At 69.0% G+C, this 16,660-nt stretch carries 19 protein-coding genes; 8 read left to right on the top strand and 11 right to left on the bottom strand.

Going from position 1 to position 16,660, the window contains the following annotated elements:
* The 6 genes from A5713_RS16590 to A5713_RS16565 form a co-directional block, all read right to left on the bottom strand.
* Window positions 1–422, bottom strand: a 422-nt coding sequence (locus tag A5713_RS16590) for a DUF5931 domain-containing protein (protein WP_231980459.1), incomplete at its 3' end; no start/stop codon positions are given.
* 32 nt (window positions 423–454) lie between these two features.
* Window positions 455–1,177 (bottom strand): class II aldolase/adducin family protein, encoded by a 723-nt coding sequence (locus A5713_RS16585; protein WP_068097204.1) that lies wholly within the window; start codon window positions 1,175–1,177, stop codon window positions 455–457.
* Window positions 1,174–1,968: a 3-(cis-5,6-dihydroxycyclohexa-1,3-dien-1-yl)propanoate dehydrogenase gene (gene hcaB / locus A5713_RS16580; protein WP_068097202.1), complete on the bottom strand. Its 795-nt coding sequence runs from the start codon at window positions 1,966–1,968 to the stop codon at window positions 1,174–1,176. Before hcaB ends, A5713_RS16585 begins: the two co-directional genes overlap by 4 nt.
* Window positions 1,965–2,228, bottom strand: a complete 264-nt coding sequence (locus A5713_RS16575; protein ID WP_068097199.1) for a dihydrodiol dehydrogenase — start codon at window positions 2,226–2,228, stop codon at window positions 1,965–1,967. The genes hcaB and A5713_RS16575 overlap by 4 nt, the downstream gene beginning before the upstream one ends.
* Window positions 2,225–2,743 carry a 3-phenylpropionate/cinnamic acid dioxygenase subunit beta gene (locus A5713_RS16570; RefSeq protein WP_068097196.1) on the bottom strand — a complete coding sequence of 173 codons (519 nt, stop codon included), beginning with the start codon at window positions 2,741–2,743 and terminating at the stop codon, window positions 2,225–2,227. The genes A5713_RS16575 and A5713_RS16570 overlap by 4 nt, the downstream gene beginning before the upstream one ends.
* Entirely contained in the window at window positions 2,740–4,038 is a 1,299-nt protein-coding gene (locus tag A5713_RS16565) for an aromatic ring-hydroxylating dioxygenase subunit alpha (RefSeq protein ID WP_231980465.1), read from the bottom strand. The genes A5713_RS16570 and A5713_RS16565 overlap by 4 nt, the downstream gene beginning before the upstream one ends.
* Before the next feature lie 377 nt (window positions 4,039–4,415).
* Here A5713_RS16565 and A5713_RS16560 point away from each other — a divergent pair, with 377 nt between their 5' ends.
* From A5713_RS16560 to A5713_RS16540, 5 genes are read left to right on the top strand one after another with little or no spacing between them, the layout of a single operon-like run.
* Complete coding sequence (locus A5713_RS16560; RefSeq protein ID WP_068097190.1) at window positions 4,416–5,387, top strand: Rieske 2Fe-2S domain-containing protein; 972 nt, start codon at window positions 4,416–4,418, stop codon at window positions 5,385–5,387.
* Entirely contained in the window at window positions 5,384–5,869 is a 486-nt protein-coding gene (locus tag A5713_RS16555; RefSeq protein WP_067918666.1) for a hemerythrin domain-containing protein, read from the top strand. The genes A5713_RS16560 and A5713_RS16555 overlap by 4 nt, the downstream gene beginning before the upstream one ends.
* Before the next feature lie 60 nt (window positions 5,870–5,929).
* Window positions 5,930–6,685, top strand: a complete 756-nt coding sequence (gene pcaH / locus A5713_RS16550; RefSeq protein WP_068097187.1) for a protocatechuate 3,4-dioxygenase subunit beta — start codon at window positions 5,930–5,932, stop codon at window positions 6,683–6,685.
* Window positions 6,678–7,241 (top strand): protocatechuate 3,4-dioxygenase subunit alpha, encoded by a 564-nt coding sequence (gene pcaG / locus A5713_RS16545; RefSeq protein WP_068097184.1) that lies wholly within the window; start codon window positions 6,678–6,680, stop codon window positions 7,239–7,241. The genes pcaH and pcaG overlap by 8 nt, the downstream gene beginning before the upstream one ends.
* Window positions 7,238–8,467 carry a lyase family protein gene (locus A5713_RS16540; RefSeq protein WP_068097182.1) on the top strand — a complete coding sequence of 410 codons (1,230 nt, stop codon included), beginning with the start codon at window positions 7,238–7,240 and terminating at the stop codon, window positions 8,465–8,467. The genes pcaG and A5713_RS16540 overlap by 4 nt, the downstream gene beginning before the upstream one ends.
* On the opposite strand, the gene A5713_RS16535 is transcribed toward A5713_RS16540, so the two are convergent.
* The gene (locus A5713_RS16535; protein WP_067918657.1) at window positions 8,455–9,102 is read right to left on the bottom strand and encodes a TetR/AcrR family transcriptional regulator; all 648 of its coding nucleotides are present in this window, start codon (window positions 9,100–9,102) and stop codon (window positions 8,455–8,457) included. The genes A5713_RS16540 and A5713_RS16535 overlap by 13 nt on opposite strands.
* A gap of 255 nt (window positions 9,103–9,357) precedes the next feature.
* Here A5713_RS16535 and A5713_RS16530 point away from each other — a divergent pair, with 255 nt between their 5' ends.
* Window positions 9,358–9,639 carry a DUF1876 domain-containing protein gene (locus A5713_RS16530; RefSeq protein ID WP_067918654.1) on the top strand — a complete coding sequence of 94 codons (282 nt, stop codon included), beginning with the start codon at window positions 9,358–9,360 and terminating at the stop codon, window positions 9,637–9,639.
* 27 nt (window positions 9,640–9,666) lie between these two features.
* Window positions 9,667–10,467 carry an HPF/RaiA family ribosome-associated protein gene (locus A5713_RS16525; protein WP_068097179.1) on the top strand — a complete coding sequence of 267 codons (801 nt, stop codon included), beginning with the start codon at window positions 9,667–9,669 and terminating at the stop codon, window positions 10,465–10,467.
* A 130-nt stretch (window positions 10,468–10,597) separates the two neighbouring features.
* Here the strand turns inward: A5713_RS16525 and A5713_RS16520 are convergent, their stop codons facing one another.
* Complete coding sequence (locus tag A5713_RS16520; protein WP_068097176.1) at window positions 10,598–11,917, bottom strand: phosphoribosyltransferase; 1,320 nt, start codon at window positions 11,915–11,917, stop codon at window positions 10,598–10,600.
* Between the two features lie 10 nt (window positions 11,918–11,927).
* Complete coding sequence (locus A5713_RS16515; protein WP_068097173.1) at window positions 11,928–13,052, bottom strand: hypothetical protein; 1,125 nt, start codon at window positions 13,050–13,052, stop codon at window positions 11,928–11,930.
* Between the two features lie 214 nt (window positions 13,053–13,266).
* Here A5713_RS16515 and A5713_RS16510 point away from each other — a divergent pair, with 214 nt between their 5' ends.
* The gene (locus A5713_RS16510; RefSeq protein WP_142393443.1) at window positions 13,267–14,295 is read left to right on the top strand and encodes a YncE family protein; all 1,029 of its coding nucleotides are present in this window, start codon (window positions 13,267–13,269) and stop codon (window positions 14,293–14,295) included.
* A 27-nt stretch (window positions 14,296–14,322) separates the two neighbouring features.
* Here A5713_RS16510 and A5713_RS16505 read toward each other — a convergent pair whose 3' ends face one another.
* Entirely contained in the window at window positions 14,323–16,161 is a 1,839-nt protein-coding gene (locus A5713_RS16505) for a long-chain fatty acid--CoA ligase (protein WP_068097166.1), read from the bottom strand.
* Between the two features lie 154 nt (window positions 16,162–16,315).
* The gene (locus A5713_RS16500) at window positions 16,316–16,579 is read right to left on the bottom strand and encodes a hypothetical protein (RefSeq protein ID WP_067918642.1); all 264 of its coding nucleotides are present in this window, start codon (window positions 16,577–16,579) and stop codon (window positions 16,316–16,318) included.
* Between the last annotated feature and the right edge of the window lie 81 nt (window positions 16,580–16,660).

The raw sequence follows: 16,660 nt of genomic DNA, 5'->3' as shown, positions 1-16,660 counted from the left end.
GCGAAATTGGTGGCCATCACCACCAGGCCGGTGAGCATGCCGCCGGCCGGGCCGAACAGGATGGCCGCCGAGATCGTCGGGTTGCTGGCCCACAGCGTCGTCGGCCAGGTCTGGTTCTCGGCCGCCCAGTGTGGGGTGGTGACGATGGTGTTCGACGCCATGAGCAGCACGGCGATCACGATCTCGGCGAGCACCCACGCCGGCCGGCGGCCGAACCCGCGCAGGTACGCCAGCGCGCACGCCGCGCTCCAGCCGATCAGCACCGCGAACAGCGCCCAGCCCAGCGCGGGCAGGCGCAGGTCCGGGTTGATGGCGATCTGGAAGCCGGTGGCGTAGATGCAGCTCAGCAGCCGGAACACCTGCGCCGCACGCCATAACGGCGTGGTCGGATCGGGGCTGCTGTTCGCCATCGAGGTCAGCATAAATGTGCGGCCTGACGCCGGTGGTCAAGTTCTCAGTCGGCCGGCAACCGCGCCACCTCGTGGCGCCAGGCGGCCTCGGTGTGCAGCGACGCTCCCAGGTCCGGCAGGTCGTCCCAATCGGCGTCGTCGATGTCGCGCAGGGTGCCGCCGGCGTTCTTGACCCGCAACGACATTCGGGCCAGCGCGTCGAGGCCGATCGCCTGCAGCACGGCCTGCGGCACGGTCGCGGCCGCGCTGGTGATCCCGTGTCCGCGGCAGATCACCACCTGCCGTCCGCCCATGGCCGCCACCATCTGCCTGGCCAGCGCCCGGGTGCGGATGAGCACGGCGCGCTCGTAGACGGGCACGCCCCCGCGGGCCAGCCGCGCGCCCGGAATGTCGTAGGCGCCGTAGATCGGCCGCAGCGCGATTCCGGCCAGGTCGGCGGCGACCACGGCGGGCGGATGCAGGTGCGCGACGGCGCGATGCGCCGGATCGGCCAGCATGGTCTCGACGTGGATGGGCAGTTCGTTGGGCACGCGGTACCCGTCGAGTTCGCCGTCACCGCCCGCGCCGCCGTCGAAGGTGACCAGCCGGATGTCGCTGGGCCGGGTGAACGCCACGCCGGCGTCGGTGTCGCTGCGGCATCGGACGAGCAGCCGCTCGTCGTCGACCCGCAGGCTCAGGTGGCCGAGGACACCGTCGACCAGGCCGCGGGCCGCGGCCACCCGACAGCCCTGCGCCACCAGGGCGCGCTGCTCGTCGAGGGAGGTCATGTCGGCGCGCCCAGCCCGAATCCGCCGTCGGGGCGGACGATTTCGCCGGTGATCCCGCGGGCCCGGTCGGAGGCCAGGAACACGAAACTCCAGGCGTGGTCGGCCCCGGTGAGCGCGACGTTCAGCGGCGTGCGCGCGGCCAGCTCCTGCGCCCGGTTGGGGGAGTCGTCCAGGCGAACCCCCTCGAGGCCCAGGCTGGCGAGCCCGCGCAGGTCGGTGCCCAGCGTGCCGCCCGGCGCCACCGCGTTGACCCGGATCCGCGGCGCCAGCTCGTGGGCCAGGGCGGCCACCAGGCCGCGGACGGCGAACTTCGACGCCACGTACAGGGTTCCGCCGCGTCCGGGATAGAAGGACGAGGCGGACGCGGTCAGGATGATCGAGGGTCCCGTGCCGGATCGCAACCGGGGGAGCGCCGCCTTGACCGACTGCAGTTGGCTCAGCACGTTGGTGCGAAACATCTCGTCGAACGCGCCGGGGAGGTCGTCGGCGGGGATGTCGCCGATGCCCCGGTAGAAGTCGAAGATCCCGACGCAGTGAACCAGCGTGTCCAGCCCGCCGTGGGCGCCCACCGCGGCGTCGATCGCTCGTTCGTTGGCGTCGCGGGTGACCGCGTCGCCCTCCACGACCGGGACGTCGGGTGACTCCGCGCGCAGGCTCTCGCACTTCTGGTGGTCGCGTTCCAGCGCAGCGACTTTGGCGCCCTCGGCGCGGAACGCGTCGAGCACGGCCCGGCCTATCCCCGAGCCGGCGCCGACGACCAGGGCGCGCTTGCCCTCGAGCCAGCCCGTCATCGCGGGTCCTCGTCGTCCGGCAGCAGCGGGGCGTGCGGATTGCCGACCATCGCCGCCAGGGTGCGGCTGTTCTGCCGGGTCAGGGCCTCGACTTCCAGCGCGTCCAGGGTGATCCACTGCCCCGATCGCGGCGCGCTGACCAGCAGCCTCGACCCGTTGCGGGTGTCGACGCGGCGCACCACCACCTCGGTGAATTCGTTTGCGACGACGAGGGGCTCGCCGACCGCCCCGTCGAGGAGTCGCTGCAGTTGTTCGCTCACAGGAACACCGCCAGGTTCTGCATCCGGAGCACGGATTCGTCGACAAAAATGTTGCGGCGGGCCAGCTTCCAGCCGTCGTCACACCGGCGCAGCAGGTCCTCGCGGCCGCACGACAGCAACGCGCTTTCGTTCACGTCACCCCGGCTGCGGAACAGCAGCTCGGCCGATTCGACCACCAGGTGCGCGGGGTCGTCGCCTTCGAAGGTGCGCACGTTGCTGACGAAGTGCCGCAGCCGCGACGGCGGATCCTCGGCCCAGGCGTGTTCGGTACCCATCCGGGCGACCCGCTGGCTCAGCGAATACTTGTCCTCGTCGAAGTGCGCCATTCCCGGTGAGGCGTCGAACCCGGCGCCGCGCGCGGTGGTCACCCGCACCGGCATCACGTAGCGGACGTCGTCGCTCAGCGTGTCCAGCCACTCCTCGTACCGCTGGGCGTCCAGCAGGTAGGCCTCGTCGACCAGGAACTGGTGGGCCTGCAGATGCCGAATGTCATGAAACGGCAACGCCTTTCTCATGCGCCTACCCCCTGCAGGTAGTCGGCCCACATGCTCAGCAGCGCGCGCTGGTTGTGCTCGTTGTAGCCGACCTGCGCCCGCCCCGGCCCGTGGAATGCCTCGGCGGTCAGTGGCTCGACCACCGGGCTGCCGTCGGGCAGCAGGCCCATCCGGCTGTTCAGCAGCAGCCGCCGCGCCATGGCACCGCCCGCGGTGGTGGTCAGCGACACCCAGTTCTCCACGTCGTCCTGCTCGAACATGCCGGTCGAACCGAAGCACATCAGATACGCCTTGTACGAATCCTGTTTGTACTGCGGGGGAGCGGCGGAGTCCACCGCGAACCACGAGCAGACCTCGGTCTCGTTCTCGCTGATCGGCTGCCACAGCCGGATCGAGATGAAGGGCAGGGTTTCATCGTGCTGACCGTCCCGCACCTTGGGCCAGTTGTGCACGAAGCTCAGATTGGGAAAGCAGGTGGCGGCCGAGATCATGAAGCCGTCCTCGCCGACCAAGCGCTGCTGTCGCGCCGTCCACACGTCCTTGATCCGGGCGATCATGTCGTCGGGATAGCCGACGTAGCGCATGCGCTCGTCGAAACCGCCCGGCGGCAGCTTGTAGGTGGTGCCGCCGCCCCGGTGCGCCCAGTAGGTCGCGCCGTCCTTGCGTTTCTGCGCTTTCGGCTCGCGAAACAGGCCGATGTCGACGATCGACGCATGGGTGTGCGGCGTGTGGTACATGTCGCCGGCGAAGTTCTCGGCGCCGATCTTCCAGTTGGCCCTGATGCGCCAGCGCTGCGGCCCCCGCACCTCGAGGCCGCCGGCGCTCTGCTTGGTGTAGAAGTCCAGATAGAACCGGAAGTCGCCGAGGAAGTCTTCGAGCGGTTCGGCTGCCGCGTCCATGCTGATGAACAGCAGACCGTTATAGCTCGCGAATTTCGGTGCGGGCAAAAGGGTTTGAGTATCCTTGGCGAACCCGTCCTCGCCGCCGTAGGCCTCCCGGTGGAACGGCAGGCCGGTGAGTCGGCCGTCGTTGCGGTAGGTCCAACCGTGGTAGGGGCAGCGGAAGTTGGTGGCGTTGCCCATCTCCGCGCGGCACACCTGCATGCCACGGTGCAGGCACATATTGAACAAGGCGCGCAATCGCCCGGTCGAGTCGCGGGTGATGATGAAGGAATCGTCGAGGACGCGGCGCACCACGTAGTCGCCGTCCTGCGGGATCTCGGACTCGTGCGCCACGAACGTCCACGCCCGGCCGAACAGTCGCTCCTTCTCCAGCGCGAACAGCTCGGCGTCGTTGTAGATGTGCGCGGGGATCATGCCGTCGCGGACGCTGGCGAAAACGGGGTCGAGAAGGCCGTCGCGGGCGGCGCGATGGACTGCCACGGCACCCCCGTCCCACGCTGTCATGTCTGCTGTGCAGAGATATCTTCCGCTAAGTAGAATCCCGCATTCACCCGCCCCCGGTCAATCGGGCGTTCCCGGGTGTCTCACCGGCGAGGATTCTCGGCCAGCTTTCTACAAGAAGGCTTTGTGGTAATTCACAGGTTGCTGACAATCATGTGGCCACGAGGCCGGGATACGGTGGTCACGTCGGCGCCACTGTCCATGTGAGCGCGCGGTAACCAAGGGGTAAAGGGTTTGATTTTGCGTGCGCTGCGACCAATTTGCGGCGCAGGTGAGGAAGGGCTGGTGCCATGGCCGCTCGGTCACTGGATGGTCGATTGCAAAAGCTCGGATCGCGAGTGGTGTCCGCCATCGGGCGTCAAGAGTGGCTGGATCGGCCGAGTTATCGGTTCGAGCACTTGTTGAGCTTCGCCTTCAACGGCCTCGGCGGCGCCCGCAACACCGTCACCAACGCGTTGCACGGAGTGTGGCTCGGCCACCCCGTGCACCCGCCGCTGGCGTCGCTGACGAGCGGCGCGTTGGGTACCACCGTCGCGCTCGACGCGCTCAGCCTGCTGCCGGGCCAACCCGCCACCGAGGTGCGCGACGCCTCGAAGTTCGCGTCCCGCGCGCTCGGCGTGGGGATCCTGGCCAGCATCGGTTCGGCCGTCACCGGCGTCACCGATTGGCAGCACACCCATGAGGCCGACCGCCGGGTGGGCGCCGTGCACGGTCTGGTGAACCTGGCCGCCACCGCGCTCTACGCGCAGTCGTGGTGGGATCGCCGCCGCGGCCGCCACGGCCGCGGAATCGCCCTCACCGCACTGGGTTACGGCATCACCGTCGCGGGCAGCTACCTGGGCGGCGCGTTGGTGTTCGAATCCGGCATCGGCATCGACCAGTCCGGCGCGCGGCTGCGCACCACGGAATGGAAGCCCGTGCTGCCCGCGAGCTCGCTGAACGGCAAGCCGGTGCGTGTCGAGGTCGACGGGGTGGGGCTGGTGGTCTGCCAGACCAGGCCGGGGGAGGTCGCGGCGTTCGGGGAGCTGTGTCCGCACCTGGCGGCCCCCATGGCCGACGGCTGGATCGACCGGGGGCGGCTCGTATGCCCTTGGCACGGTTCATGGTTCGCGGCCGAGTCGGGCGAAGTGCTGCGTGGCCCGGCGGCGGCGCCGCTGCCGTGCTATCAGGCGAGGTTGGTCGACGGAATGGTCGAGGTCCGGTCGGAACCCGAGCCCGGGCTCGGCGCAGCGGTGGGAATCGGAGAAGGGGAAGGCAAATGAACGCCTACGACGTGCTCAAAGAACACCACATCGTGATCAAGGGCCTGGGCCGCAAGGTCAGCGAGGCGCCGGTGAACAGCGAGGAGCGGCATGCCCTCTTCGACGACATGCTGATCGAACTCGACATCCACTTCCGCATCGAGGACGACCTGTACTACCCGGCCCTCAAGGACGCCACCAAACTGATCGCGGTGGCCCACGCCGAGCACCGCCAGGTGATCGACCAGCTTTCCGTGCTGCTCAAGACGCCGCAGAGCGCGCCGGGTTATGAGGACGAATGGAACTCCTTCAAGACGGTGCTGGAGGCCCACGCCGACGAAGAGGAGCGCGACATGATTCCGGCGCCCCCCGAGGTGAAGATCACCGACGCCGAACTCGAAGAGCTCGGCAACAAGATGGCCGCCAAGATGGAGCAGTACCGCGGGTCCGCCCTGTACAAGATGCGCACCAAGGGGCGGGCGGCGCTGGTGCGCTCGCTCTGACGGCGATCGCGCCGCTGATATGCGCGGCGTGCGCGGCCATCGAGAGTAGCGTCACGGCTCATGACCGCCGAGTGCGTCGCGTCTCAGGCTGACATCACGGCCGAGATCGCCGCCATCGCAGCCCAATACCGGGGGGCCGAAGCGCAGCCCCGGCTCGATTACCCGCCCTACCGCGGCACCGTGCTGCGCCATCCCACCCGCGCGCTGGTGGCGGTCGATCCCGAAGACATCGAACGCTGGGCACCGTGCTTCGGCCACCGCGACGTCGACCCGCTCGAGGCCGACCTGACGGCCGGCCATCCGGGCCAACCTCTGGGCGAACGGATCATCGTCGCCGGGCGGGTGCTCGACGGATCGGGCAAACCGGTCGCCGGACAGCTTCTCGAGGTCTGGCAAGCCAACGCGGGCGGCCGCTATCGCCACCAGCGCGACCAGCACCCCGCCCCGCTCGACCCCAACTTCACCGGGGCGGGCCGGTGCCTGACGGGGCCGGACGGCTCGTACCGCTTCGTCACCATCAAGCCCGGGCCGTACCCGTGGCGCAACCACCGCAACGCGTGGCGTCCCGCGCACGTCCACTTCTCCGTCTTCGGGACCGCGTTCACCCAGCGCCTGGTCACCCAGATGTACTTCCCGGGCGACCCGATGTTCGACCTGGACCCCATCTTTCAATCGGTGCTCGACCCCGCCGCGCGTCGACGGCTGATCGCCCGCTACGACCACGACCTCACCGAGCCCGAGTACGCGACCGGGTATCGCTGGGACATCGTGCTGGCCGGCGCGCGGAGAACGCCCGTCGAGGACGACGATGGCTGAATCCTGCTGCACCCCAGGACAAACGGTCGGACCGTTCCTCGACCTCGGCTTGCCCTATCCCGGCGATCGCGCGCTGGTGGGCGAGGGCCATCCGCGCGCCATCCGGCTGCGGGGCACCGTCTACGACGGCGCGGGCGAGGGTGTACCGGACGCGCTGGTCGAGCTGTGGCAGCCCGACGGCGCGGGGCGCGTCATCCAGCAGCCCGGTTCACTGCGCCGCGATACCGCCACGTTCACGGGATGGGGTCGGTGCGCGACCGACGCCGCCGGTGCCTACCGCTTCACCACCGTGACGCCCGGCTCGCCCGACGCCGCCCGGCCGCCGTTCTTCGCCCTCACCGTGTTCGCGCGGGGCCTGTTGGACTGCCTGTACACCCGCGCATACCTGCCCGACGGTGGCCTGGGCGCCGACCCGCTGCTGGCGGGCCTGGACGCCGAGCGCCGCGCCACCCTGCTGTGCGTCGCCGAAAACGAGTGCCCCGGCTACCGTTTCGACATCCGCCTGCAGGGGCCGGGCGAGACCGTGTTCCTGGCCTACCGGGGCGGTCGGCGATGACCAACCTGCTGTGGCCCGGAGACCATCGGGCCGGAGAGCACATGACGGATCGGGCCCTGCTGGAATCCATGGTCGCGGTGGAATCCGCCTGGCTGGACGCCCTGTCCGCCGCGGGCCTGGCCCCACCCGAGTGCGCCGGAGCCGACCTGCCAATGCTATTGACGCCCAACGATTGTGAGGCCCTGGCGGTTGGCGCCGAGGGTGGCGGCAACCCGATGATCGGCCTCGTCGGCCTGCTGCGGGAGCGCGCCGCGCCGGCCGTGGCGCCGTGGATCCATCGCGGGCTCACCAGTCAGGACGTGCTGGACACCGGCCTGATGCTCGGCGTGCGCGAGGTCGTGGGGGAGCTGGCCGCACAACTGAAGGGTCAGATCTCGACGCTGACCGAGCTGGCCACCCTGCACCGGGTGACGCCCATGGTGGCACGCACCCTCACCCAGCACGCGGCGCCCACCACGTTCGGGGCGAAGGTGGCCGGCTGGCTGAACGGTGCCGTCGATGCCTTCGAGGGGTTGGCCGCGGTGGTCTGCCCCGTCCAGATCGGCGGGGCGGCCGGCACCTTGGCCGCCGGCACCGAGCTGGCGGCGCTGCTCACCGGCGCCGCCGACGCAGCCGCGGCCTCCACCGGCCTGGTGCACAGCGTCGCAACGGATTTGGGTTTGGTTTCCCGGCCGCCGTGGCACACGACGCGCACACCGGTCACCGCGGCGGCCGACGCGTTCGTCGGCTGCACCGACTCCTGGGGCCGGATCGCCTCGGACGTCGTCACCCTGACCCGTCCGGAGATCGGCGAGCTGAGCGAGCCGGGCGCCGCAAACCGTGGGGGTTCGTCGTCCATGCCGCACAAGCGGAACCCGGTGCTGTCCATCCTCATCCGCCGGGCCGCCCTGTCCGCACCCCAGCTGGCGGCCACCCTGCACACCGCCGCGGCGCTGACCAACGACGAGCGGCCTGACGGCGCCTGGCACGCCGAATGGGACGCCCTGCGCACTCTGGCCCGGCGCAGCCTCGTCGCCGGATCCCAATGCGGCGAACTGCTGGCGGGGCTGACGGTGCACGCCGACCGGATGTCCGACAACCTCGACGCGGCAGACGTTTCGGGGGAACAGAACGCGATCGCCGAGCTGGCGGGGAAGCCGCCGTCACCAACCTACTTCGGCGCGGTCGACCGACTGATCGACCAGAGCCTCGACCGCGCCCGGGGGGCCCTCGCTCAGCGCTGGTAGATGCTGGCCAGCCAGATGTGCAGCAAGGTTTCGACCGCCCTGTCCTCCGGCATCGCCTCGTCCTCGGCGGTGAACGTCGCGGCCATCACCCGCTCGCTCAACATGTTCAGTGCGACCGACAGCTGCTCGGCCGGGATGGTGTCGGGCGCTGCGCCCCGACCGCGCTCGGCCTTGATGGCCGCCGTGGTCAGCGAGATCCACCGCTGCATGAGCGCCGACCACAACTGGCGCACCTCGGGGTTGGTCGCCTTCGCCGCGGCGCCCGCCACGGCGACCGCCGGGTGAGAGCCCGACACCTCGAAGAACGCCTCGATGCGCGCCCGCCACAGCTCCGCGGGGTCGCCGGACGATATCCCGCCGAGATTCCTCAGTGCCGCATGCGCCTTGCCGTTCATCTGGTCGAGCAGCGACAGCAGCACCGCGTTCTTCGATCGGAAATAGAAGTAGAAGGTGGGGCGCGAAATCCCGGCGCCTTTTGCTAGGTCGTCCACGGAAAAGTCGGCCAGCGGTCGCTCCTGCAGCAGGCGCTCGGCCGTGGCCAGGATCGCCTGTTCGCGGTCGTCGCCCGAATGGGGCGACGACCGGCGGCCCCGCGAGGCATGCAGGTACTTGGTCTGTGTCGGGACGTCGGACACGCCCGTTACTGTTGGGCACGTCGATATACACGAACGAAACTGTCGATTAAGCCCAGCAATAATGTCGATTAAGTCGGCGCATTCTTCGTGCGCGTCCGCGCATTTGCTGATCTGCCTTCAACGCGCCCGGCCGGGCGTGGCGTGGCCGACGAACGGCCCGGCGATTCGGGACTTCCGCCCCTACTCGGGCACAGGCACGAAGTGGTCGCATCAATAGCGCCGAGGAAACGCTCGGCAACCCGAGGAGATCTGGCGATGACGAACACCGACGACGGCACCAAGCAATGCCACATCGACGTGCTGGTCGAAGAGCGCGACGAACGGACGCGGGCCAAGGCACGACTGTCGTGGGCGGGCAAGACGCTCGTGGGCACCGGCCTGGCGCGACTCGATCCGGCCGACCCGCCGGTGGCCGCCATCGGCGACGAGCTGGCCATCGCCCGCGCGCTGTCCGATCTGGCGAACCAGCTGTTCGCCGCGACATCCACCGACATCCAGGCCAGTACGCACGAGCCCGTCACGGGCCTGCATCACTGAGCGACACGACGGAGAACGAAAGCCATCATGAGACAACGCCCCGATCTGCCGGCCGCATTCGAGGTGCGGGTGACGACGCACGGTCAGCTGCCCGATGCCGAGGACTACGCACGCACGAAGATCGGCGAGCTCAGCCACCTCACCCACGAACCGGTGCTGGACGCCCACGTCAGGCTGAGCGAGCACGGTGACCCCGCCGTGGCTCGCCGCGTCATCGCTCAGGCGAACCTCGACGTCAACGGCCGGCCGGTGCGTGCGCAGGTCGAAGGCACCACCGAGCGGGAGGCGATCGATCGGCTCGAGGCGCGGCTACGCCGCCAGCTGGAGCGCGCCGCCGAGCACTGGGAGGCCAAACGGGCCGGTGTGCCCCGCCGCGGTCCGCATGAATGGCGGCACGAGAGCGAGCCGACGCACCGGCCGGAGTACTTCCCGCGGCCGGAAGACGAACGCCGAATCATGCGGCACAAGTCATACAGCCTGCCGACCTGCACGGTGGAAGAAGCTGCGCACGAGATGGAACAGCTCGACTACGACTTCCACCTCTTCACCGAGCAGGGCACCCGCCAAGACAGCGTCCTGTATCGCGGCGGGCCGACGGAATACCGCCTGGCACAGGTCAATCCGGCCGCCGGCGAGCTGGCGCCGTCCCGTCTGCCGCTGACCGTCAGCCCGCAGCCCGCCCCGCGGCTCGACGTCGAGCAAGCCATCGAGCGGATCGGGTTGCTCGGCCTGCCCTTCCTGTTCTTCGTCGACACCGCCCGCGACCGTGGCAGCGTGCTGTATCACCGCTACGACGGGCACTACGGCCTGATCACACCGGCAGGCTGAACACCGATAGACCAACTGAATCCGCGGCGGTCCCGGCATCCCCCCGTCCGGGACCGCCGCCCCAAACCCTCACAGGCGTGCAAACGGAAATGCTCCGTGCAAACGGAAATCCTCAGGGGTGCAAACGGATTCAGTGTTCCAGCTGCGCGAGGTGCTCGGTGAACCAGTCGCGCGCGAGCACAGCCACTTGCGCCAGGGCGCCCGTTTCCTCGAAGAGGTGGGTGGCGCCCGGCACCACAGCGACCTCACACTCGACCGGGATCTTCGATTGGGCCTGCCGGTTGAGCGCCAGCACCATCTCGTCGCGTCCGCCCACGATCAACAACGTCGGGGCGTCAACGTGGCTCAGCGCGTCCCCGGCCAGATCCGGCCGGCCGCCGCGCGAGACGACCGCGGCGACCTTGACCCCGGGATGGGCGGCGGCGCTCAGCGCCGCGCCCGCCCCGGTGCTGGCGCCGAAGTAGCCGACCGGCAATGCGGCGGTGTCGGGCTGCCCCGCCAGCCAGCCCGTCACGTCCACCAGGCGACCCGCGAGCAGCGCGATGTCGAATACATTGGCGCGGTTGCGTTCTTCCGCCGGGGTGAGCAGGTCGAAGAGCACGGTGGCGAAGCCGGCGTTGTTGAGCACCTCGGCGACAAAGCGATTGCGCGGACTGTGCCTGCTGCTGCCGCTGCCGTGGGCGAATACCACGACACCCTTGGGGCGCTCGGGAATGGTCAGGTGCCCGGCCACCGCAACGGGTCCCGTCGGCACCCAGATCTCCTCGTCGCGCAGCGGCGGATCATCGGTGTCGGCGGCGACCACCCCGAAATCGTCTCGCGCGCTTTCGAGCAGGGCGACCACCTCGTCATCCGAGGTCTGAGGGAAGTGCCGGTATCCCTGGCCGACGGCCAGATACGGCACCGGCGTCTCCAGGCACACCACCTCGTCGGCGTATTGAGCGAACTGCCGGGCGGTCTCCGCCGCCGCGATGGGAACGGCCAACACCACCCTGCTGGCCCCCTCGGCCCGGGCCACCTGGCAGGCGGCCTGTGCGGTGGCGCCGGTCGCGATGCCGTCGTCGACGATCAGCGCGATCCGGCCGACCAGCGGAACCGGTTGGTGCGCACCGCGGAAGCGTTCCGACCGGTGTTGCAGCTCGGCCAGCTCCTGGGCCTCGACCGCAGCCATCTCCTGGTGGGTGAGCCGGGCCTCGCGAACCACGGCGTCGCTGAATACCCGAACTCCGCCGTCGCCGACCGCGCCGAACGCGAGTTCGCGGTGGTAGGGCACTCCGAGCTTGCGCACCAACAGCACGTCGAGGGGGGCGTGCAGCGCCTTGGCGACCTCGAAGGCCACCGGAACCCCGCCGCGCGGCAGGCCGAGCACCACAACGTCCTGCCCGCGCAGATATCCCATCCGCGAGGCCAATTGGCGTCCCGCGTCGGCCCGGTCGATGAAACGCCTCATGGTGAGCTCCCTAAGTTCGGCGACCCGCGACTCTGTCGGTCGCGGCATACCGCAGCAACGCGCCGGCGCCGGCCTCGGGCGCGATCCGGTTGCCGGCCCGCACCAGGGAGGCGCCGACCGCGATCGCGCAGAACGGCAACGCCTCGTCGGCCCTGGCCACCCGTTTCACCGGTTCACCCAGCTCGGACAGCGCATCGGCATCGGGAGCGATCGTGGTCAGCGCCTGGCCGGTAACCACCGTGGCGTCGCCCAGGTCGCCGACGAGCAGCGTGTCGACGTTCCCGTCGCGCAGCACCGCGCACACGGCGGCCAGGCCGTCGACCGACAGCCCGGAGTGGCGTCCCTGTTCGGCTTCGAATCGTTCGGCGGCGCCGGCCATTTCGGCGCTTCGACGGCGTTCGAACTCGGCGGCGGTCAGTTCGCGGATTTCGTTCTCGTCGATACCGGTCTTGCGGGCGGCGGCGTGCAGCTGCACGACCCGGACGGCCACCCGCTCCGGCAGCTCGACCGTCACGTCCGCGAGCGAACGCACCTGCCCGCTGAGGAACACCACCTCGGGGTCCGCCTCGTCCACCAGCCGGGTGAGCTCGTCGGCGACCGCACGGCAGTTCATCCGGATCGCCTCCTCGGTGGTGTGCTGGAGGTCGCCATACCCGTTCCAGCCGGCCGTGACCGGCTTATGCACCGGGTAGCCGCCACCGTCGACAGTCTTCGAGGTGACGGCACCGCCCTGAAAGAGGCTGATGTCCGCCCCGGTGTGATCGACCGCGGCGAACACGTACGTCGGGTGCTGCACCTGCATACCGATCAACGGCACGACATACGGGTAATCGGAGAGGCGCACCACCGTGGCCGCCGGTGGGGCGATCAGCGGCTCGTCGACCAGCACCTGATCGCCCGTCGCGATCACGGCGCGGCCCCGCCGACCGACGGCGGGCCGATGATGCAGCACGGCCTGCTCGAGCAGGCCCAGGACGTTCGTGCCCGCGCCCATGTCCTCGAGTTGCCTGCGGATGTCGCCCCACTTCACTTCGAGCTGCTCGGCGGCGTCCAAGGTGTCGTGCGAGTCGTCGAAGTACACCGACACGAACGGGCCCTGCGCCTTCGCCAGCCCCTTAAGGCGATCTGCGTGCATGCCATCCCTCCACTGCTTGCGTCGTCTTTTGCTGTTCACCCGACCGTATGGAGCACGACAGTGACGACACGAGGGCCGTTGGCCCCTGGCTGCGGGTCTAAGGTCCCAGACCTTGCGCGGCCGCGACGCCTGGCGCCGCTTCCCGGACCGAAGCGGTCGTTTCGATGACTTTCTTCCCTACTTCCTCGCCGCCGGCTTGCCAACGATGGGACGGGTGGAACGACGAACCGGGGGATCCGTCATCGCACAGGTGACATTCGACGACCGGCTGCACGACCTCACCGCCAATCCCGGCAACTCGGTTGGCTACGCGGCGCTGAGCGACTCGGTGGCATTCATCAGCAGCCAGCACGAGGTCTCGTGCGCGATCCCGGTCGGGGCGCATCCCAGGGCGCTGACGATGGGCGCCGACGGCAGCCGGCTGTACACCGTCAACCACGGCGGCTCGATCTCGGTGATCGACATATCCGACCACCGCGTCGGTGTCATTCCCGGCGCGTGCTGCGTGCAGCAGGTCGACACACCGGATGGGGCGGTGGTCTACGCGGCCGGCAATGCCGCGAATCGAGGGCTGGTGTGGGCGCTCGGCGAGGGCGCCGCCATCGGCGGCGCCGTGGCCGCGTTCGACGGCCGCGTCGTCACCGGCCTGGTGGCCGACGCCGAACGCCAACGCCTGTACGTGGGGCTGTGCCGACCCAGCGATCACCACCGCCAATACGACGCCGGTTCGCTCGCGGTCATCGACACCGCAACGGATGCGGTGATCCACACGGTTGACCTGATCGGCGCGCCCGACATGATCACCATCGGCGGGTCGCTGCTGTGCGCGACACATTATGACCATTGCCGTGTCTCGGCAATCGATCTCGTGTCCTTCGACGTCAGGTCAATCAACCTGGGAGACAAGCCGATCGAGGCGCAAATCACGCCGGATGGCTTGCGGGCGTTTGTGGTGAACAGCGGTTCGTTGTCGGTGATCGACACGGTCGCCGGCGAAGCGGAGCGAATGCCGGCCGGGGACCTGCCGCGCTGTGTGCGGATCAGCCCGAGCGGCAAATACGCCTATGTGAGCAACTTCGGCGGGCGCAGCGTGTCGATCGTCGACACCATCGCCCAATGCGTAACGGACACCATCGATTTCGACGGTCATCCCGAAGCGCTGGCGGTGAGCGCGGACGGCGAACGGCTCTACGTCGGCGACTACTGGTCGGGAACCGTCACCGTCGTCTCGGTCCAGCCGTAGCTTTACCAAGAACGGTAGAGGCGCCGTTCACCCGTACAGGGCGTCCAGGGGGTCGGCGAACTTTTCGATGACCACCTTGCGCTTGAGCTTCATGCTGGGCGTCAGATCGCCCGACTCCACGGTGAATTCGCGGTCGGCGATGGTGAACTTCTTGATCTGCTCCCAGCGATTCAGCTCGGCGTTCAAGGCGTCGATGTAGCCGGCGATCAGCTCCTGGGTCTTGTCGTCATGCGCGATCTCGGCGAACGACTTACCCGCCAGACCGTTCTTGTCGGCCCAGTCGGTGATGGCCTCGGTGTCGAGGCTGACCAGAGCGACACAGTATGGCTTGCCCTCGCCGTAGACGACGATCTCGCTCACGTACGGGCAAGAGCCTTTGAACCGCGCATCGATCGCCGACGGCGCCACGTACTTGCCTTGCGAGGTCTTGAACATGTCCTTCTTGCGGTCGGTGATCCGCAGGAACCCGTCGGCGTCGATCTGCCCGATGTCGCCGGTGTGGAACCAGCCGTCCCCGTCGAGCGCCTCGGCCGTGGCGTCCGGCAGGCCGTGGTAGGCGGTCATCAGACCGGGCCCCTTGAGCAAGATCTCGCCGTCGTCGGCGATCTTGACGTCGGTGGCCGGGAAGGGCCGGCCGACGGTCCCGAACCGGTATGCGTTGGGGCGGTTGATGAACGATGCGGCCGCCGTCTCGGTCAGCCCGTAGCCTTCGAGCACGATGATGCCCACCGCGTCGAACCATTGCGCGACGTCGCGGTCGAGGGCCGCGGCCGCGGAGACGAAGAACCGCAGGCGCCCGCCGAACCGTTCCCGGATCGTGGAGAGCACCAGCCGGTCGGCGACCTTGTAGGACAGCGACGACGCCAGCGAGGGAGCCTTGCCGGCCTGCCGGGCTTTCGACACCTTCAGGCCGACCCCGATCGCCCAATCGAAGACCATCTTCTTGAGCCTGCCCTGCTCGGCGGCCATGTCCTGGATGCGGGCGTGCGCCTTCTCGAAGATGCGCGGCGCCGCGCCCATAATGGTCGGGCGCAGGGCCGCGAGGTTATCGATGATCCTCTCGACCCGGCCGTCGATGGCCGTGGGGAAACCGATCTGCAGGGGCAACGCCAGCATCACCTTGCCGAACGCGTGCGCCAGCGGCAGCCAGAGGAAATTCAGGTCGTCGGGGCCCAGGATGTCCAGCGAATCGATGGCCGCCGCGGTGTACGTCCACGCCCCGTGCGTCAACCGCACACCCTTGGGCCGCCCGGTGGTGCCGGAGGTGTAGATGAGGCTGGCCAGCTGTTGGGGGCCGACGGCGGCGATCCGCTGGTTGACGGCGTCGGGTGAATCGGCAAGCAGTTGCTTGCCCAACAGATCCAGGTCGGAAAGGGAGATCACCCAGTCGCCGTCGCCGTTGCCGTCGATCATGACGACCTTGCGCACATCGGGCAGTTCGGCGCGGTGCTCGAGCAGCTTGTCCAGCTGAGTTTGGTTCTCGGCGACCACCACCCGGCTGCCGGAGTTGGCGACGATGTAGGCGACATCGCCGGCGTTGGTCGTCGGGTAGACCGTGGTGGTCGCGGCGCCCGCGCACATGATCGCGAAGTCGACGAGCACCCACTCGTAACGGGTCGCGCACGCGAGCGCGACCCGATCCTCGTGCTCGATTCCCAGCGAGATCAGGCCCGCGGCGAGATTATTGACGCGCTCGCCGACCTGCTGCCAGGTCACGCTTGCCCAGGTGTGGTCTTGTGGGTAGCGAAAGGCCTCCGCGTGCGGGGTGGCGGCGACGCGGTTGACGAACATCTGTGCCACCGACGGCGCGCGGTTCTCGATCTTGCGGAAATCGGGCCTCTCCGTTGAGGCGAGTGATGCTTTCATAGCTCGAATCCATTGTTGCCGAACGGGAACCGGTGGCGTGCTGCACCGGCATATGATTCGATCCTGCGGAGGGTGGCGGTCCGGCGATAGAGACGAAAGTCACGTGGAAGGTCGGCAAACGTCCCCGGGGACCGCGTCCGACCGGCGGCGGTTGTCAGTCCGTCGGGGCTATCTCGATGGACAGGCACTCGCCCAGGGCGTGTGCCGCGGACCAGTCGCCGCCTCGAACGGCGCGCTCGAGGTCGTCGACCAAGGGGCTGTGGGCACCGAGTTCGGCCAGCCAGGCGGACACGGTTTCGGGAATCTGATTGGCGGGCACGCGGGCGACATGTCCCTCGTGGAGGCGATCGGTCAGCTGATAGATCGCGGCCGTGGGCTTACGCTGAGGCCAATGCTGCCGCCACTTCGCTGTATTCATGTCCCCTCCCCATTAGCCGTAACGATCCATTCGACCAGTCCCGAAGGTCCGGCCGTAGAGGCCAAGAGCACGATTACCGAA

Source organism: Mycobacterium sp. E2497, from assembly GCF_001668695.1.
Lineage (GTDB): Bacteria > Actinomycetota > Actinomycetes > Mycobacteriales > Mycobacteriaceae > Mycobacterium.
This window is presented reverse-complemented; position numbering and strand designations above follow the sequence as displayed.